The organism is Micromonospora sp. WMMD723 (assembly GCF_049863385.1).
GTDB lineage: Bacteria > Actinomycetota > Actinomycetes > Mycobacteriales > Micromonosporaceae > Micromonospora > Micromonospora wenchangensis.
Genome location: NZ_JBMKNR010000001.1, coordinates 4,078,020 through 4,092,156, shown reverse-complemented (window position 1 = coordinate 4,092,156; position 14,137 = coordinate 4,078,020). Strand labels below are relative to the sequence as shown.

General features: G+C 74.8%; 12 protein-coding genes. 3 read left to right on the top strand and 9 right to left on the bottom strand.

Going from position 1 to position 14,137, the window contains the following annotated elements; translation table 11 throughout:
* Positions 1-14: 14 nt before the first annotated feature.
* Complete coding sequence (locus ACN261_RS18300) at positions 15-995, bottom strand: ATP-binding cassette domain-containing protein (RefSeq protein ID WP_425851218.1); 981 nt, start codon at positions 993-995, stop codon at positions 15-17.
* Positions 996-1,088: 93 nt separating this feature from the next.
* Positions 1,089-2,270, bottom strand: coding sequence for a glycosyltransferase (locus ACN261_RS18295; RefSeq protein ID WP_425851216.1), 1,182 nt, complete (start codon positions 2,268-2,270; stop codon positions 1,089-1,091).
* A gap of 168 nt (positions 2,271-2,438) precedes the next feature.
* Between ACN261_RS18295 and ACN261_RS18290 the strand changes: the two genes are divergently transcribed.
* Both ACN261_RS18290 and ACN261_RS18285 read left to right on the top strand, forming a co-directional pair.
* Positions 2,439-3,383, top strand: coding sequence for a 3-oxoacyl-[acyl-carrier-protein] synthase III C-terminal domain-containing protein (locus tag ACN261_RS18290; protein WP_421486574.1), 945 nt, complete (start codon positions 2,439-2,441; stop codon positions 3,381-3,383).
* A gap of 81 nt (positions 3,384-3,464) precedes the next feature.
* Entirely contained in the window at positions 3,465-4,376 is a 912-nt protein-coding gene (locus ACN261_RS18285) for a 2-hydroxy-acid oxidase (protein ID WP_421486573.1), read from the top strand.
* 121 nt (positions 4,377-4,497) lie between these two features.
* Here ACN261_RS18285 and ACN261_RS18280 read toward each other — a convergent pair whose 3' ends face one another.
* The 6 genes from ACN261_RS18280 to ACN261_RS18255 form a co-directional block, all read right to left on the bottom strand.
* Complete coding sequence (locus ACN261_RS18280) at positions 4,498-5,523, bottom strand: histidinol-phosphate transaminase (RefSeq protein ID WP_425851214.1); 1,026 nt, start codon at positions 5,521-5,523, stop codon at positions 4,498-4,500.
* Between the two features lie 6 nt (positions 5,524-5,529).
* Positions 5,530-6,804, bottom strand: a complete 1,275-nt coding sequence (locus tag ACN261_RS18275; RefSeq protein ID WP_425851212.1) for an FAD-dependent oxidoreductase — start codon at positions 6,802-6,804, stop codon at positions 5,530-5,532.
* Positions 6,801-8,501, bottom strand: a complete 1,701-nt coding sequence (locus ACN261_RS18270) for a prenyltransferase/squalene oxidase repeat-containing protein (protein WP_425851210.1) — start codon at positions 8,499-8,501, stop codon at positions 6,801-6,803. The genes ACN261_RS18275 and ACN261_RS18270 overlap by 4 nt, the downstream gene beginning before the upstream one ends.
* Positions 8,498-9,535, bottom strand: coding sequence for a UbiA family prenyltransferase (locus ACN261_RS18265; RefSeq protein ID WP_425851208.1), 1,038 nt, complete (start codon positions 9,533-9,535; stop codon positions 8,498-8,500). Before ACN261_RS18265 ends, ACN261_RS18270 begins: the two co-directional genes overlap by 4 nt.
* Positions 9,532-10,551, bottom strand: coding sequence for a polyprenyl synthetase family protein (locus tag ACN261_RS18260; protein WP_357933093.1), 1,020 nt, complete (start codon positions 10,549-10,551; stop codon positions 9,532-9,534). The genes ACN261_RS18265 and ACN261_RS18260 overlap by 4 nt, the downstream gene beginning before the upstream one ends.
* Before the next feature lie 230 nt (positions 10,552-10,781).
* Positions 10,782-11,807 carry a methyltransferase gene (locus tag ACN261_RS18255; RefSeq protein WP_421486567.1) on the bottom strand — a complete coding sequence of 342 codons (1,026 nt, stop codon included), beginning with the start codon at positions 11,805-11,807 and terminating at the stop codon, positions 10,782-10,784.
* 168 nt (positions 11,808-11,975) lie between these two features.
* On the opposite strand from ACN261_RS18255, the gene ACN261_RS18250 reads away from it, so the two are divergent.
* Entirely contained in the window at positions 11,976-12,839 is an 864-nt protein-coding gene (locus tag ACN261_RS18250) for a TauD/TfdA dioxygenase family protein (RefSeq protein ID WP_421486566.1), read from the top strand.
* Between the two features lie 49 nt (positions 12,840-12,888).
* Here ACN261_RS18250 and ACN261_RS18245 read toward each other — a convergent pair whose 3' ends face one another.
* A complete protein-coding gene (locus ACN261_RS18245; RefSeq protein WP_421486565.1) occupies positions 12,889-14,061 on the bottom strand; it encodes a cytochrome P450 in 1,173 nt (390 codons plus the stop codon).
* Positions 14,062-14,137: the final 76 nt, after the last annotated feature.

The following is a 14,137-nucleotide window of genomic DNA, read 5'->3' as shown; positions in this document are numbered from 1 at the left end:
TCGTACCGGCCGGGTCACTCCTGGAGGGAGCGGCCGGTCTTGGCCAGGAAGACGTCGTCGAGGCTGGGCCGGCGGGCCTCGATCGCCCCGGGTTCGATCCCCCGTGTCAGCAGGGTGCGCATGATCTGCGGGATCGCCGTCGCGGCGCTGTCCACATAGAGCCGCAGGGTGCCGTCGACCGCCTCCGACGAGTGCACGTACGGCTGCTCGGCCAGCAGTTTCGTGGCGATCGTCAGGTCGGCGTCGGCCGGGCCGTCCGTCACGTCGGCGCGGGTCAGGTCGATCGCGACCACGTCGCCGGAGATCTCCCGCTTGAGATCCGACGGGGTGCCCTCGGCGACGATCCGGCCGTCGTCGATGATGGACAGCCTGTCGCACAGGGTGTCGGCCTCGTCGAGGTAGTGGGTGGTGAGGAAGACCGTCATGCCCTCCGCGCGCAGCCGCCGGACCTCCTGCCACATCCGTACCCGGCTGGGTGGGTCCAGCCCGGCGGTCGGTTCGTCGAGGAAGATGACCTGCGGAGAGTGGATCACCCCGAGCGCCACGTCGAGCCGCCGACGCTGCCCCCCGGAGTACGTCCTGATCCGCCGGTCGGCGAAGTCGTCGAGCTGGAACGCCCCGATCGCCGCCTCGGCCCGGCGCTGCGCCTCGGCCTTGCCGAAGCCGTACAGCCGGGCCTGGAGCACCAGGTCCCGGCGGGCGGTCGAGTCGTCGTAGGTGCCGCTGGCCTGGGCCACGAAACCGATCTGCCGGCGCACCTGGGCCGGGGCCCGCAGCAGGTCGACGCCCGCGATCGACGCCCGGCCCCCGTCGGGGCGGATCAGCGTGGCCAGCATCCGCATGGTGGTGGACTTGCCCGCGCCGTTGGGGCCGAGGAACCCGACGATCTCGCCCCGCTCCACGGCGAAGTCCACCCCCCGCACCGCCTCGACGGTGCCGGCGTTGCGGCCACGGCCGACCCGGTAGGACTTGCGCAGGCCGGTGGCCTCGATCATCGAGCCTCCTCGGACGGGGACGACGCCGGGCCACGGGGTGCCGACCCACGGGGTGTCGACGGTGGACGGCGACACCCCTGCGGGTGCGTCAGGTCAGGCTAGTGTGGCCGTACCCGAAGGACAATGGTCGATGGGCCGGGCCGCCAGGGCGGCGAGGTGCCGGGCGGCGGCGGTCGCGCCACCGGCGGCGGCGAACGACTCGCCCACCCGGCGGGCCGCCGCCCGGTAGCCCGGATCGTCGAGGACGGCGGTGAGCGCGGCGGTGAGGTCCGCCGGGGTCGCCGAGGCGAACGCGACCTCGATTCCGGCGCCCGCCTCGGTCACCTGACGGGCCACCGTCGGGTGGTCGTGCCGGATCGGCGCGACGACCACCGGCACGCCGTGCGCCAACGCCTCGGTGACGGTGCCCAGCCCGCCGTGCGACACCACCGCGTCCAGCCGGGGCATCAGCTCCAGCACCGGCACCCGGGGGGCGGCCAGCACGTGCGCGGGCGGGTCGGGCAGCACGTCGGGCGAGGCGGTCACCACCACCTGCACCTGGTCGGCCAGGGCCGCCGTCGCCGCCATCATCCGCTGGTAGAAGTCCCGGGCCAGGTGCTCGGCCATCGTCCCGACGGTGACCAGCAGGTGGCGGCGGGAAGGGTCCCAGGTGGCCCAGTCGAAGGCCGGCGCGTCGGGGCGGTGACCCAGGGCCGGGCCGGTCAGCACGCACCGCGCCGGCAGCGGCGTCGCACCGGTCAGCGCCGTGCTGGTCAGCCCGAGCACCAGGTACGGCGAGAACCGCAGGTCGATCGCGTCGTCGACGGGCAGGTCGGTCATCGCCCAGACCCTGGCCAGTTGCGCGCGCACGTAGTCGGTGAACCCGGGCAGGTCCGGCGGGGTGAGTTCCAGCGCGCCCACGCAGAAGGTCGCCCACGGCACCCCGTGCCGGTGCGCGGCCAACGCGCCGGCCAGTGCGTACTGGTCGACGACGACGACGTCCGGCCGGTGCTCGGCGACCGCCCGGTCCACGGCGTCCCGGATGAACCGGTTGACCGGCAGCACGTGCCCCTCCCAGAGGCTGCGCACGGACGCCATGCCGGTCTCGCCGTCGAGGCGGAAGTACCGCTTACCGGTCGGGTAGAGCGTCGCGTCGGGGCCGATCAGCGGACGCAGGTCGGTGCGGGGGCCGCACCACGCCACCTCGTGCCCGGCGGCCCGCAGCGCCTGGCCGATGGCGAGCGGGGCGTTGAGGTGCGACGCCACCGGCAGGACGACGAACAGGAAGCGGGCCACGTCGATATTCTGGCACGCGTTGACAGCGACGGACGCCGCTGATGGGATTCCTGCCGTGGCGGTCGACGAGCAACGTTCCCGGGTCCGACCGTCCACTGTGCCCTCCGGCGGTGGGGCGCGTCCCGGCCCGGTCGCCGGCCGTCCCCGGTCGACTCCGGCGCCGGCGGCATGACGGCGCTCGACGCGGTCGCGGTCCACCTGCCGCCGCACCGCGTCCCGATCGAGAGCCTGGCCGGCCCGCTGGAGTTGACCGAGATGCAGGTCCGGCTGTTCCGCCGCTTCCACGGTCTCGACCAGGTCCGCCGCGATCCCGACCGGCCCCTGGCCGACCTGCTCCGGCACGCCGCCACCGGGCTCACCGCCCTGCGCGGGCAGGAACACCGGGTCCGGTTCGTGCTGTACGGGCGGGCGTTCCCCGTCGTCGTGCCGTACCCGGTCAACCCGTTGCACGACGTGTGTCGCGCGCTGGGGCTCGGCCACGCGGTCGCCTTCACCCTGACCCAGCAGTCCTGTGCCAGCGCGCTGCTCGCCATCGAGATGGCCGGTCGGCTGCTGGCCGCCGAGCCGGGGCCGCACGCGCCGGGCGAGGGACCGTTGGCGCTGGTGCTCACCGCCGAGAAGGCGTTCACCCGGGACGCCCAGTTCATCCCGGAGACCTCCGTGTTCAGCGAGGGGGCGTCGGCGTGCCTGGTCAGCCTCGACGGTCCCCGCGACCGGCTGCTCGGCTACGCGTGCCGGCAGCGGGGCGAGTTCGACGTCGCCGGTGGCGCGTCCGGCGCGCAGTTCCAGCGCGAGTACCGGCCGGCGCTGGCGGACGTGATCGGCCGGGCCCTCGCGGTGGCCGGGGTTACCCTCGACGACATCCGGCTGATCCTGCCGCACAACGTCAACGTGGTGACCTGGCAGCGGTTGAGCCGGCTGATCGGGTTCCCCCGCGACCGGGTGCTGCTGGACAACGTCCGGGAGACCGGCCACGTGTTCTGCGCGGACGCGTTCACCAACTACCTGACCGCCCGCGACCGCGGCCTGCTGAACCCGGGTGACCGTTACCTGGTCGCGGCGGTCGGGGCCGGCGAGGGCGCGACCTTCGCCGCGATGGTCTTCGCCCACTGAGACCGCGATGGTGTCTTCGCCCACCGGGACCGCGCGCCGGCCGGACACCGGGGAACCGGACACCGGGGAAGGAGCACCGCGATGGCGGTCCCGTCGACCGACCTGCACCTGATCCGGGCCGCCCGGCGGGTCTTCACCGGGCCGGCCACGCTGCTGGACGATCCGGACCAGCGGGCCCGGTCCGCCCGCTACCTGGCCGACCTGACCCACCCGTACGGGCTGGAACTGCCCGACGGCCCGGGGCAGGACGCGCTGGGCCGGTCCCACGCGGAGATGGCCGAGGCGCTGATCGGGGCGCTCGTGCCGCCGGAGGAACCGGTCGACCTGCTCGTGCTGGCGTTCGCCCGGCACGACGTGCTGCCCGGCCGGGCCACCGCCACCTACCTGAGCCACCTCTGCCCGGGGACGCCGCTCTCCTTCGCCGTCTGCGACCAGGGGCCGGCGGCGGTCGTCAGCGGTCTCCGGCTCGCCCACGCGTACGCGTCCCCGGGCGACCGCACGACGGCCCTGTTGATCGCCGTCGACCAGGCCGTGCTTCCCTACCGCACGCCGCCGCCCGCCCCGGCCCGGCAGCAGGCCGTCGCCATGCTGTACCGCACCGCCCCGGCGGCCGGGGCGGTGCCGGAGCACACCGGCGACGTGGTGCGCGCCCCGGCCCGGATGACGGCGCTCCGCCAGCATCCGGACGTGGCGGCCGGCGACGTCGCCGCGCTGGCCGGGTCCGAACTGGCCGCGCTGTCGGCGGGCCGGCCCGACGCCCGGGTGGTGCTCGGCGTCGACCTCGCGGCGGCCTGGCCGGCGCACCCGACCGACGGGGTGACCGTCGCCCCGCCGGGACAACCGGTCACCGGACCGTGGTGGACCCTGCTCGACGTGCTCGCCGCCGACCCGGACCGGTCCCGGCCGGTGCTGACCGCCGACTACGACCCCGACCTGCGCTACCTCTGCCTGACCGGCTGGGAGCCCACCCCGGCCGACATCCGGCCCCGCTGACCGGGCCCCGCCGACCCGTCAGTCGCCGGCGACCCGTCGATCACCGCCGACCCGTCGATCACCGGCCCCTGCGATCACCGGCCCGTCGACCACCGGCGGCCCGTCGATCGCCGCCGACCCGTCAGTCGCCGACGGCCAGGATGGTCCGGGCGACGGCGCACAGCCGCTCGTTCGCCTCGTCGGTGCCGACGGTGATCCGGACCCCCGCGCCGGGCAGCGCCATCACCAGGATGCCGGCGTCGCGGGCCCGCTCGGCGAACGGCGCCGCCCGCTCCCCCAGCGGCAGCCAGACGAAGTTCGCCTCGCTGGGGGCCACGGTGAGGCCGATTTCGCGCAGCCCGTCGGTCAGCCGGGCCCGTGCGGACGCCAGGTCGGCGCAGCGCCGGGTCAGCTCGGGGGTGACCGCCTCGTCGAGACTCGCCACCGCCGCCGCCTGGGCCAGGCTGTTCGGGAAGAACACCGCGCCCACCATGCCGGCCAGCGGCGTCACCCGGGGTGGCACCACCGCGTAGCCGACGCGCAGCGCGGCCAGCCCGTACGCCTTGGAGAAGGTGCGCAGGACGCAGACGTTGTCGTGGGCACGGAACAGGTCCATCCCGTCGGGCACCTGCGGGTCGGTGACGAACTCCCGGTACGCCTCGTCGATGATCACCGGCACGTCGGCCGGGATCCGGGCCAGGAACGCCTCGATCTCGTCGCGGTGCAGCACCGCCCCGGTCGGGTTGTTCGGGTTGCACAGCAGCACGCAGCGGGTCTGGTCGGTCACGGCGGCGGCCATCGCCGGCAGGTCGTGGCGGTAGCCGTCCATCGGCACCGGCACGCCCCGGGCCCCGACGTTGCGGATGATCAGCGGGTAGCCCTCGAAGGACAGCGCCGGGTGCACCACCTCAGGGCGCGGCCCGAGCGCCTGGACGAGGTGCTGGCACAGCCCGGCCGAACCGGGCCCGACGAGGATCGACTCCGGTCCCACGCCCAACCGCGCGGACAGCGCGCCCCGCAGCGCGGCGGCGGTCCGGTCCGGGTACCGCTGGAGGGCGGCGGCCCCGTCCTCGACGATCCGCCTGATGCTCGGCAACGGCGGGTACGGCGTCTCGTTCATCGACAGGTCGGCCGGCGGCTGGGTGCCGACGGGGGTGGCAGTGGTCATCGTCGCTCACTTCGTCGCGGGGCCGGCGGGAACGGGTTGCTGGGCGTGCCGGTCGGTGAGCAGCCCGAGCTGGTACATCCGGTCGACCAGGGACAGCGGTCGGACGTTCGTGCCGGACAGGTTGCCGGCGGTGAGCCCGAGCAGCCGGGGGTTGGCCGCGGTGCGCCGCATCATCCGCGCCCCGAGCAGCCGGGGCAGCCCCGACACGCTGGTGATCATGCGGGCGGCGTTGTGGCTGACCGTGGCGACGTGGTCGAGCTGGGGCCGGCGGGCGGTGTCGTAGTCGCGCAGCGCCCGGTCCACGGCCGCGTCGTCCAGGCCGCCCCCACCGGTGGCGAGGCCGGCGGCGAGGGTCTCGGCATCGGCGAGGGAGCTGTTCACGCCCTGCGCCGCCATCGGGTGCACCGCGTGGGCGGCCTCCCCGAGCAGGGCGAGGCCGGGCACGGTCAACCGTGCCGCCCGTAGCCGGTAGACGGCGAGGAGCTGCCGCCGGTGCAGGTTCGCCCGCAGGGCCGCACCCAGCGGCCGGACGGCCGGCACCCCGGCGAGCAGCCGGTCGCACCAGTCGGCCAGGTCGGCGGTGCTGCGGCCGCGGAACTCGTCCGGGGTCACCTGGACGTAGACCCGGCACCGCCCGCCGGGCAGCGGGTAGACCAGGCACAGGCCCCGCTCGGTGCGGTAGGCCGACACCTCGTCGGCCACCTGGACCCCGGGCACGTCGAAGGCGACCAGGCCGTGCGGGTACTCCCGCCGCTCGACGTCGATGCCCACGGCCTTGCGCAGCGGCGAGGACATCCCGTCGGCGGCGACCACCAGGGCCGCCCGGATCTCCTGCTCGCCGTCGCCGCCGCTGACCCGGACCCCGGTGACCCGGCCGTCGGCGGCACGCAGCGGGCCGGTGACCCGCTGCCCCCACCGGATCTCGACGCCGGCGGGCAGCCCGTCGGCGAGCACGGCACGCAGGTCGCCGTAGTCGGCGCAGAGGATCTGCCGGTACCCGCCGGGCAGGGTCCCGTAGTCGAGGGCGAGCAGCGGACGGCCCTGCGGGTCGCGGATGGCCAGCCGGTCGACCGGGCACGCGCCGGTGGCCCGCAGGGCGTCCAGCACGCCCCAGCCGTCCAGGATGCGTACCGTCTCGGGTTGCAGGATCTCGCCCTTGGCGATCGACGCGGGGGTGCGTTGCCGGTCGAGCACCAGCACCCGCAGCCCCCGCGCGCCCAGCGCGCGGGCGGCGGCCAGGCCGCCCGCCCCGGCACCGACCACGACGACGTCGGCGCTCATCGGGCGACCGCACCGGGGGTGACGCCCGCCCGGCCGGCGACGGCACGCCGGTACTCACCGAGCGCCCGCAGCGCGACCGCCTGGGTGATCACCGCGTTGGGGTAGCGCAGGTGGTGGCGGATGTAGTTGCAGACCCGGGTGGCCGGCCAGCCACCGTCGGGGCCGGCGGCGGCGAGCAGCCAGGAGACCCCCCGGTCGACCGCGTCGGTGGCCTCCGGGTCACCGCTTGCCAGCAGGCCCTGCACGGCCCAGCCGGTCTCCTCGACCGACCCGGCGCTGCCGTCGCCCGGCCCCCACGACCCGTCGGGCAGTTGGGTGTCGCGCAGCCAGCGCACCGCCCGCCGGACCACGTCGTGCCGGGCGTGGCCGACCCGGGACAGCGCCGCCACCACCACCGCCGTGCCGGAGGTGTGGTCGCGGTACCAGAGGTTCTCGTAGCTGCCGTCGGGACGCGCGGCGGTCAGCAGCCAGGCCGCCCCGGCGGCGATCGCCGGGTGGTCGTCGGGGTGCCCCGCGTCGTGCAGGGCGTGCAGCGCCTGGCTGGTGATGGCGGGGCAGGGGCCGTCGTTGGCGAGCTTGGTGTCGCGTACCCACAGGCTCCACGAGCCCCGGCTGTCCTGCCGGCCGACGAGCCAGTCCAGGCCGCCGCGCAGCACCGGGTCGGCGTCGGCGTCGGGAAAGCCGGCGAGCGCCGAGAGGATCTCGGCGGACTCCAGCGTCACCGGCCAGCCGCCCACGTTGGAGTAGCTCCACCCGCCCGGGGGCACGTCCAGCACCGTGAACGCGGTCGGCTTCCGGGTGGCGTGGAAGAACTCGCGGGTGGGACGCAGCCGGGGGTCGGCGGCGTACCCGGCGGCGATCAGCCCGGTCACCGCGTACCCGGAGCGGGTCAGGTCGAGGTTGGCCACCGCGTCCCAGGCGCCGTCGGGACGCACCGCGCGGCGCAGCCAGCCCACCACGGCGGCGGCGATGTCGGGGGCCTCGCCTGCGCGGGCCAGGCCGAGCAGCACCAGGGCGGCGGGCCACGGGTCCTCGCTCAACGCGCCGGTGCGGCCCTCGTGGTCGTAGATCGCGCGCAACAGCCGCAGCGCCGCCGGACGGGCCCGCCGCAGGGTGGCGCGGCGCAACCGGCCGGTGGGCAGCAGGTCGGCCTGCATCAGGGCCAACCCGATGAACGGCGCGGTACGGAACGACAGGCGCTGGCGGCGGACCCGGTCGAACAGGACGATCTCCAGCGGTAGCCGGCGCAGCGGACCCGCCTCGGCGGTCAGCCCGGCCATGGTGAGCAGTTGCCGGCAGAGCAGTGAGATGGCCGGGTCGGTGACCGTGTCGACGCCGCCCATCGCGGCCAGCCGGGCGCGGCCGGCGGTGATCGCCTCGGCGCTGGCCCCGGGTGCGGTCAGGGCCAGCGCGGCGACCGCGACAGCGGTGGCGACGACCTCGCTGTCGGCCCCCACCACGCCGCCCCAGCCGCCGTCGTCGTGCTGTTGCCGACGCAGCCATGAGGTGCCGGCGTCGACCAGGTCGGCGCTGCCCACCGGGTCGGCGGCGTGCAGGGCGGCCACCGTGCCGGCGGTGCCGAGCACCGAGGCCGGCGGGTCGTCGCCGAACACCCCGTCGGGGCGCTGCCGGCGCAGCAGCGCCTCCGCGCCGCGGGTGATGGCCCGGTCGAGGGCCTCGGTGGGCACAGCGGTCATGACACGTCCTCCATGGCGGCTCGACGGGGGGTGGCCAGCGCCAGCACGGGTCGGCCGGTGCCGAGTTCGTGCCCGGCGCGCATCATCCGCTGCGCCCACCAGGTCAGGGCGACCATCGGCACCGCCAGCAGCAGTTGCGGGCCGATCCCGAGCCCCAGCCCGACCAGGGCCGAGGCCAGCACCACCCGCTCGACCACCAGGACGGCGTGCGCCCGCAACGCCACCAGCACGGGCATGTCGGCCCGGTGCGCGACGAGCGGGGCCAGGGCGACGCCCCCCAGCGCCACCACGACGGCCAGCGTCGCCAGGTAGCCGGCCCGCCGGTCCGGGTCGGCCAGCAGCCCGGCGACCAGCGCGGCGGTGACGGTGCCGGCGTAGAGGGCCAGCACCGTACGCACCGCGAACGGCGCGCCCCGGCGGACCGGCAGGGTGCGGTAGCCGCCGGCCCGGTCACCGTCCATGTCGCGCAGTGCACCGACCAGGTTGGACATGGTGTCGTGGGCCCAGAAAGCGAGCATCGAGGCGAGCAGCACCGGCACCGCCGACGGCCGCTGCGGGGACAGCCCGACGGTCAGCGTGCCGTAGAGCAGCGCGATCGCGCCGAGCGCGCCCCGGACCAGGTTGCCGGCGATGCCGCGCGCCTTGCACCAGCGGCTGTAGGCGACGATGCCGAACCCGGCGAGCACGGCCGCCGACATGGTGCCCCAGCCACCGAGCACCGCCAGCAACGCGAGGACGGCGAAGCAGGCGCAGCCGCACCACAGCGCCGTACGGGCGGCCAGCCGGCCCGACGGGATCGGCCGGTGCGGCTTGCTGCCGGCGTCGAGGTCCCGGTCGAAGTAGTCGCCGAGGTAGTGGCCGCCGAGCCAGCCGGCGGTCGGGGCGGCCCAGGCCGACAGCAGCAGCCAGGGGTGGTGCGGCCCGTCGGCCAGGGCCGCACCGGCGAGGCCGACCAGCCCGACGTACCACAGGGTGTACGGCCGCCAGGTCTCGACGTGGGCCCGCAGCGCCCGTACCGCGCCGGCCGCGCTCACGCCGTCTCGCTCGTCATCCAGTGCGCGATGCCGGCGAGCACGGTGGCGCTGGGGGACGGGGCGAGCCCGGCCAGCTCGGCCAGTGCCCGCTCGGCGTGCTCCACCATCTGCCGGCGGGCGCTGCGTACCGCGTCGACCTCGGCGAGCAGGCCGGCGACCCACTCGACGTCCCCGGGGCCGGCCCCGCGCCGGTGCAGCACCGCCATCAGTTCCACCCGGCCGGCGTCGGTGGCGGCGTCGTAGGCGAGCAGCAGCGGCAGGGTGGGCCGGCCGTTGTTGAGGTCGCTGGTGGCCGGTTTACCGGTCTGTTCGGGGGTGGCCACGTAGGACAGCAGGTCGTCGCGGATCTGGAAGGCGACGCCGAGGTGCTCGCCGTAGCGGGCCAGTGCGGCGGCGACCTGCGGTTCGGCACCGCCGAGCAGCGCGCCGACGTGGCAGACGGCGCGGAACAGCGCGCCGGTCTTGAGCCGGATCATCTCGGCGTAGCTACGGGCGCCCTCGTCGAGGTCGCCGACGAGCTGCGTTTCGAGCATCTGCCCCCGGCACAGGTCCCGGCCGGCCTCGGCCAGGGCCGCGACGGCGGCGGCGACGTGCCCGGCCGGCACGGCGGCTCCCGACTCCACAATGGACTGGAAGGCCGTGAAGATGAGGTGGTCGCCCACCACGATGGCGTTGGGGATGCCGAAGGCGACAGGCACCGCCGGGCGACCCCGACGCAGCGTGTCGGCGTCGATGATGTCGTCGTGCACGAGCGTCGCGACGTGCAGGTACTCCATCCCCAGCGCGGCCGGCAGGACGTCGGCCGGCGAACCGCCCACCGCCTCCGCCGCGTGCAGCGTCATCATCGGACGGAGCAGTTTGCCCGCCGGCAGAAGGGCGTAGCGGGCGATGCCGACCAACGGGTCGGTCGACTCCGGCCACCGGCGTCCGAGTTCCGCGTGCAGCAGCCGCCCCGATTCACTGCGGGCAAGGTCGTCGATGAAGGGCGGATATCGCGTGAAACCAGTAACCGTCATAGCGTGTCGACCCTTTCGCAAAGGCTCGGCCCAGCCGGCACGCGAGACGTTACCTGCCGGTCCGTCCATGAACAACCTTCGGAAAACTGCGCAGGCTATGGAGAAACACGAATGTCACGAACCTATTCACCGGCAAATCGGTCGATGCCAGAGAAATCCGCTGAACCGCTTACCGTGTGTCACACGGCAGCGCGAAAACAGGTACGAACGTCTGATCACCCGTCGCCGGATCAGGCGTCCACAACGAACTCCAACAGCGTCAGTCCCCCGGTGCCGCGGTAGGTCCCGACCGGTTTCAGACCCGCCGCCGCCGCGAGCGCCACGTGCTCGGCCACCCCCCGCTCGCGGCCACCCACCAGCACCAGCATCTGCAGGTCGTACGGGGAGCGGTACGGCACGTACGGGTCGGTCGGCAGCACCTCCACCACCAGCACCCGACCGGTGCGCCCGGCCGCCTCGGCGCACCGGCGCAGGATCGCCGTCGCGTGCCCGTCGCTCCAGTCGGTCAACGCCCGGGACACCACGTACACGTCGGCCCCGGCCGGCAGCTCGGCGAAGAAGTCCCCGACCACGGCCTCGACCCGGTCGGTCAGCCCGTGCGCGGCGAACGTCGCCGTCGCCGTCGCCACCGGCTCGTCGCGGTCGACCAGGGTTCCCCGCAGGTGCGGGTGGGTCGTCAGCAGCTCCCGCAGCAGCCCGCCGGCACCTCCGGCGACGTCGGTCACGTGGGCCACCCGCTGCCACGGGTAGAGCGCCGCCACCTGCGGCGCGGTGAACCGCTGCTGGCTGAGCATCAACGCGTCGAAGTAGGCCCGGTAGGACGGGTGCGCGTCGAGGTCGGCCCAGAAGTCCCGCCCGTGCACCGCCTGGTAGCCCGGCCCGCCGGTGCGCACCGCGTGCGGCAGCCCCGTGTAGGCGAGGTCCATCCGCGCCCCGAGACCGTCGAGGTCGAGGTAGCCGCCGTGGCCGCCGCCGTCGCGCTCGCAGAGCAGCTCGCCGACGTCGGTCAGCGCGAACACGTCAGGCGCGGTCTCCACGAACACGCCCCGGTGGACCAGGTAGCGCAGCAGCCGGCCGAGCGCGTCCGGGTCGGCGTCGCAGGCGGCGGCCAGCTTGTCCAGACCGGTCACGCCGGCCGCGATCCGCTCCGGCACCCGCAGGGTGACCGCCGTGCGTACGGCGAACGGGGTGGCCAGGTCGGTCAGCCGGCCGAGCCGGGCCGCCGGATCGTCATCGGTCGAGGTCTCGATCGTCACCGGGACAGCCTCCCCGTCGCGAGGCGCGTCCACGATGGCCGTGGCCTCCGCCGGCCCGAATGCTCCCAGGGACGGCGCGACGACGTCAATATCAACGGTGGAGATCCCATTCACCGTCGTGGAACAATGCGCCGACGGGCCCGGGCGCCCAGACCGGAGGAAGCACCGATGACCACGTCCCTCGTGCCGCAGGTACGGCTCGTCGCGGGCGCCCTGGGCGCCGAGGTCCACGGCATCGACCTGAACACCCTGACCGACGAGGGGTTCGCCCACCTGCACCGGCTGCTGCTCGCGCACCAGGTGGTCTTCGTCGCCGGGCAGACCGCGCTGACGCCGCAGGCGCACATCGCCTTCGGCCGGCGTTTCGGCGAGGTCGAGCTGCACCCGTACCTGCCCCGGCTGGAGGGGCACCCGGAGATCGTCCTGATCGACTCCGAGGACGGCGGCAAGGTCGACGTCTGGCACACCGACATGACCTTCCACCAGAGCCCACCGATCGCCTCGATCCTGCACCTAGTGCAGCTGCCCGAGACCGGCGGCGACACCATGTGGACCAACCAGTGCAAGGTGTACGAGGCGCTCTCCGCCCCCATGCGCGACCTGCTCGACGGGTTGACCGCCATCCACGTCATCCGGATCGGCACCGAGTTCACCAGCCGGGCCGAACACCCGGTGGTCCGGGTGCACCCCGAGACCGGCCGCCGCTCGCTGTACGTCAACCGGCTGTTCACCTCGCACATCCCGCAGTTGAGCCGCAACGAGAGCGACGCGCTGCTGGAGTACCTGTTCGCCTTCTCCGAGGGCCCCCAGTTCACCTGCCGGTACCGCTGGCGGGTGGGCGACGTCGCGATCTGGGACAACCGGGTCACCCAGCACTACGCGATCAACGACTACGCGGGGGTGCGGCGCGGGCAGCGGATCACCGTGCTCGGCGACCACCCGACCGGCGACGCGCCCCGGTGGGAGCACTACGTCGCCGCGCCCGGCCAGCGCTACTGGCCGGACCGGGTCAACGCGGTGGAGAGCTACTGACCGCCCGCGTCGGCGGGGTGGCCGCCGCCGGCCGGTGACCGGGGCGGCCTCACCAGGTGACCGGGAACGACGCGATGCCGCCGTTCATCCGGTCGTGCCGCCAGGGGATCTCGTCGAGCGGCACTGCGGGGGCCAGCCCCGGCAGCCGCCGCAGCAGCTCGCCGATGGACAGCTCCACCTGCATCCGGCCGAGCGCCGTGCCCAGGCAGAAGTGCGGCCCGAAGCCGAACGTGAGGTGCGGTGCGGTCGGCACCCGGTCGATGTCGAACACGTTGGGGTCCGGGAAAACGCGGGGGTCACGGTTGCCGACCCACGGGATCGCCATCACGCAGTCCCCGGCGCGCATCGCCACCCCGCCCAGGGTGAGGTCCTCGCGGACCACCTGGACCCGGAACATGCTGCTCACCGACGTGTACCGGAGGATCTCGTCGGTGGCCGAGGAGAGCTTGGCCGGGTCGGCCCGCAGCTTCGCCAACTGCTCGGGGTGCTGGAACAGCGCGCGCAGCCCGGCACTGGTGGAGTTGATCTCCAGCCCGCCGAGCAGCACCCCCATCGCCAGCTCCACCAGCTCCGCGTCGTCGAGTTCGTGCGCGTCGCGGCCCAGCACCCAGGCCGAGAGCAGGTCGTCGCCGGGGTTCGCCCGCTTGCCCGCCAACTGCCCGGCCAGGTACGCCCGCAGCTCCGCCTGGGCGGCGGCGGCGTCGGCGGACCCGTACGCGGTGACCGAGTTCAGGCCCTCGATCCAGCCGTAGAACCGGGGCCGGTCGGCCACCGGCACCCCGAGCACGTCACAGACCACGTGCACCGGCAGCGGCGCCACCAGCGCGGCGACCAGGTCGGCGGGGCGGGGCCCGGCCAGCAGATCGTCGATCAACGCGTCGACCAGCCGGCGTACCCGGGGGCGGAAGGTGTCGATGCGGCGGGCGGTGAAGGCCCGGCTGGCCACCCGGCGGACGACCGCGTGCGCCGGACCGTCCATGTTCAACTCGCGGGGTCCGCCGCCGTCGGGGGTCCCGGTCGCGCCCAGCGGCAGCCGGGAGAACCGGGGGTCGGCCAGCACCGTGCAGCAGTCGTGGTAGCCGAGCACCAGCCAGGCGGGCCGCCCGTCGGGCAGCCGCACCCGGCTGACCGGCTCGGCCACCACCATGTCGAGCAGTTCGGCGGGCAGGTCGCCGGTGAACGGCGCGAAGGGGTAGTCCCGCAGCTCCGAGACGACGGTCATGGCGAGCTACCCACCTGTCGGTCGGCGGTCCACATCGGGCACCGGTAAGACTCGGTCATCGGTACGGCCGGCGTCA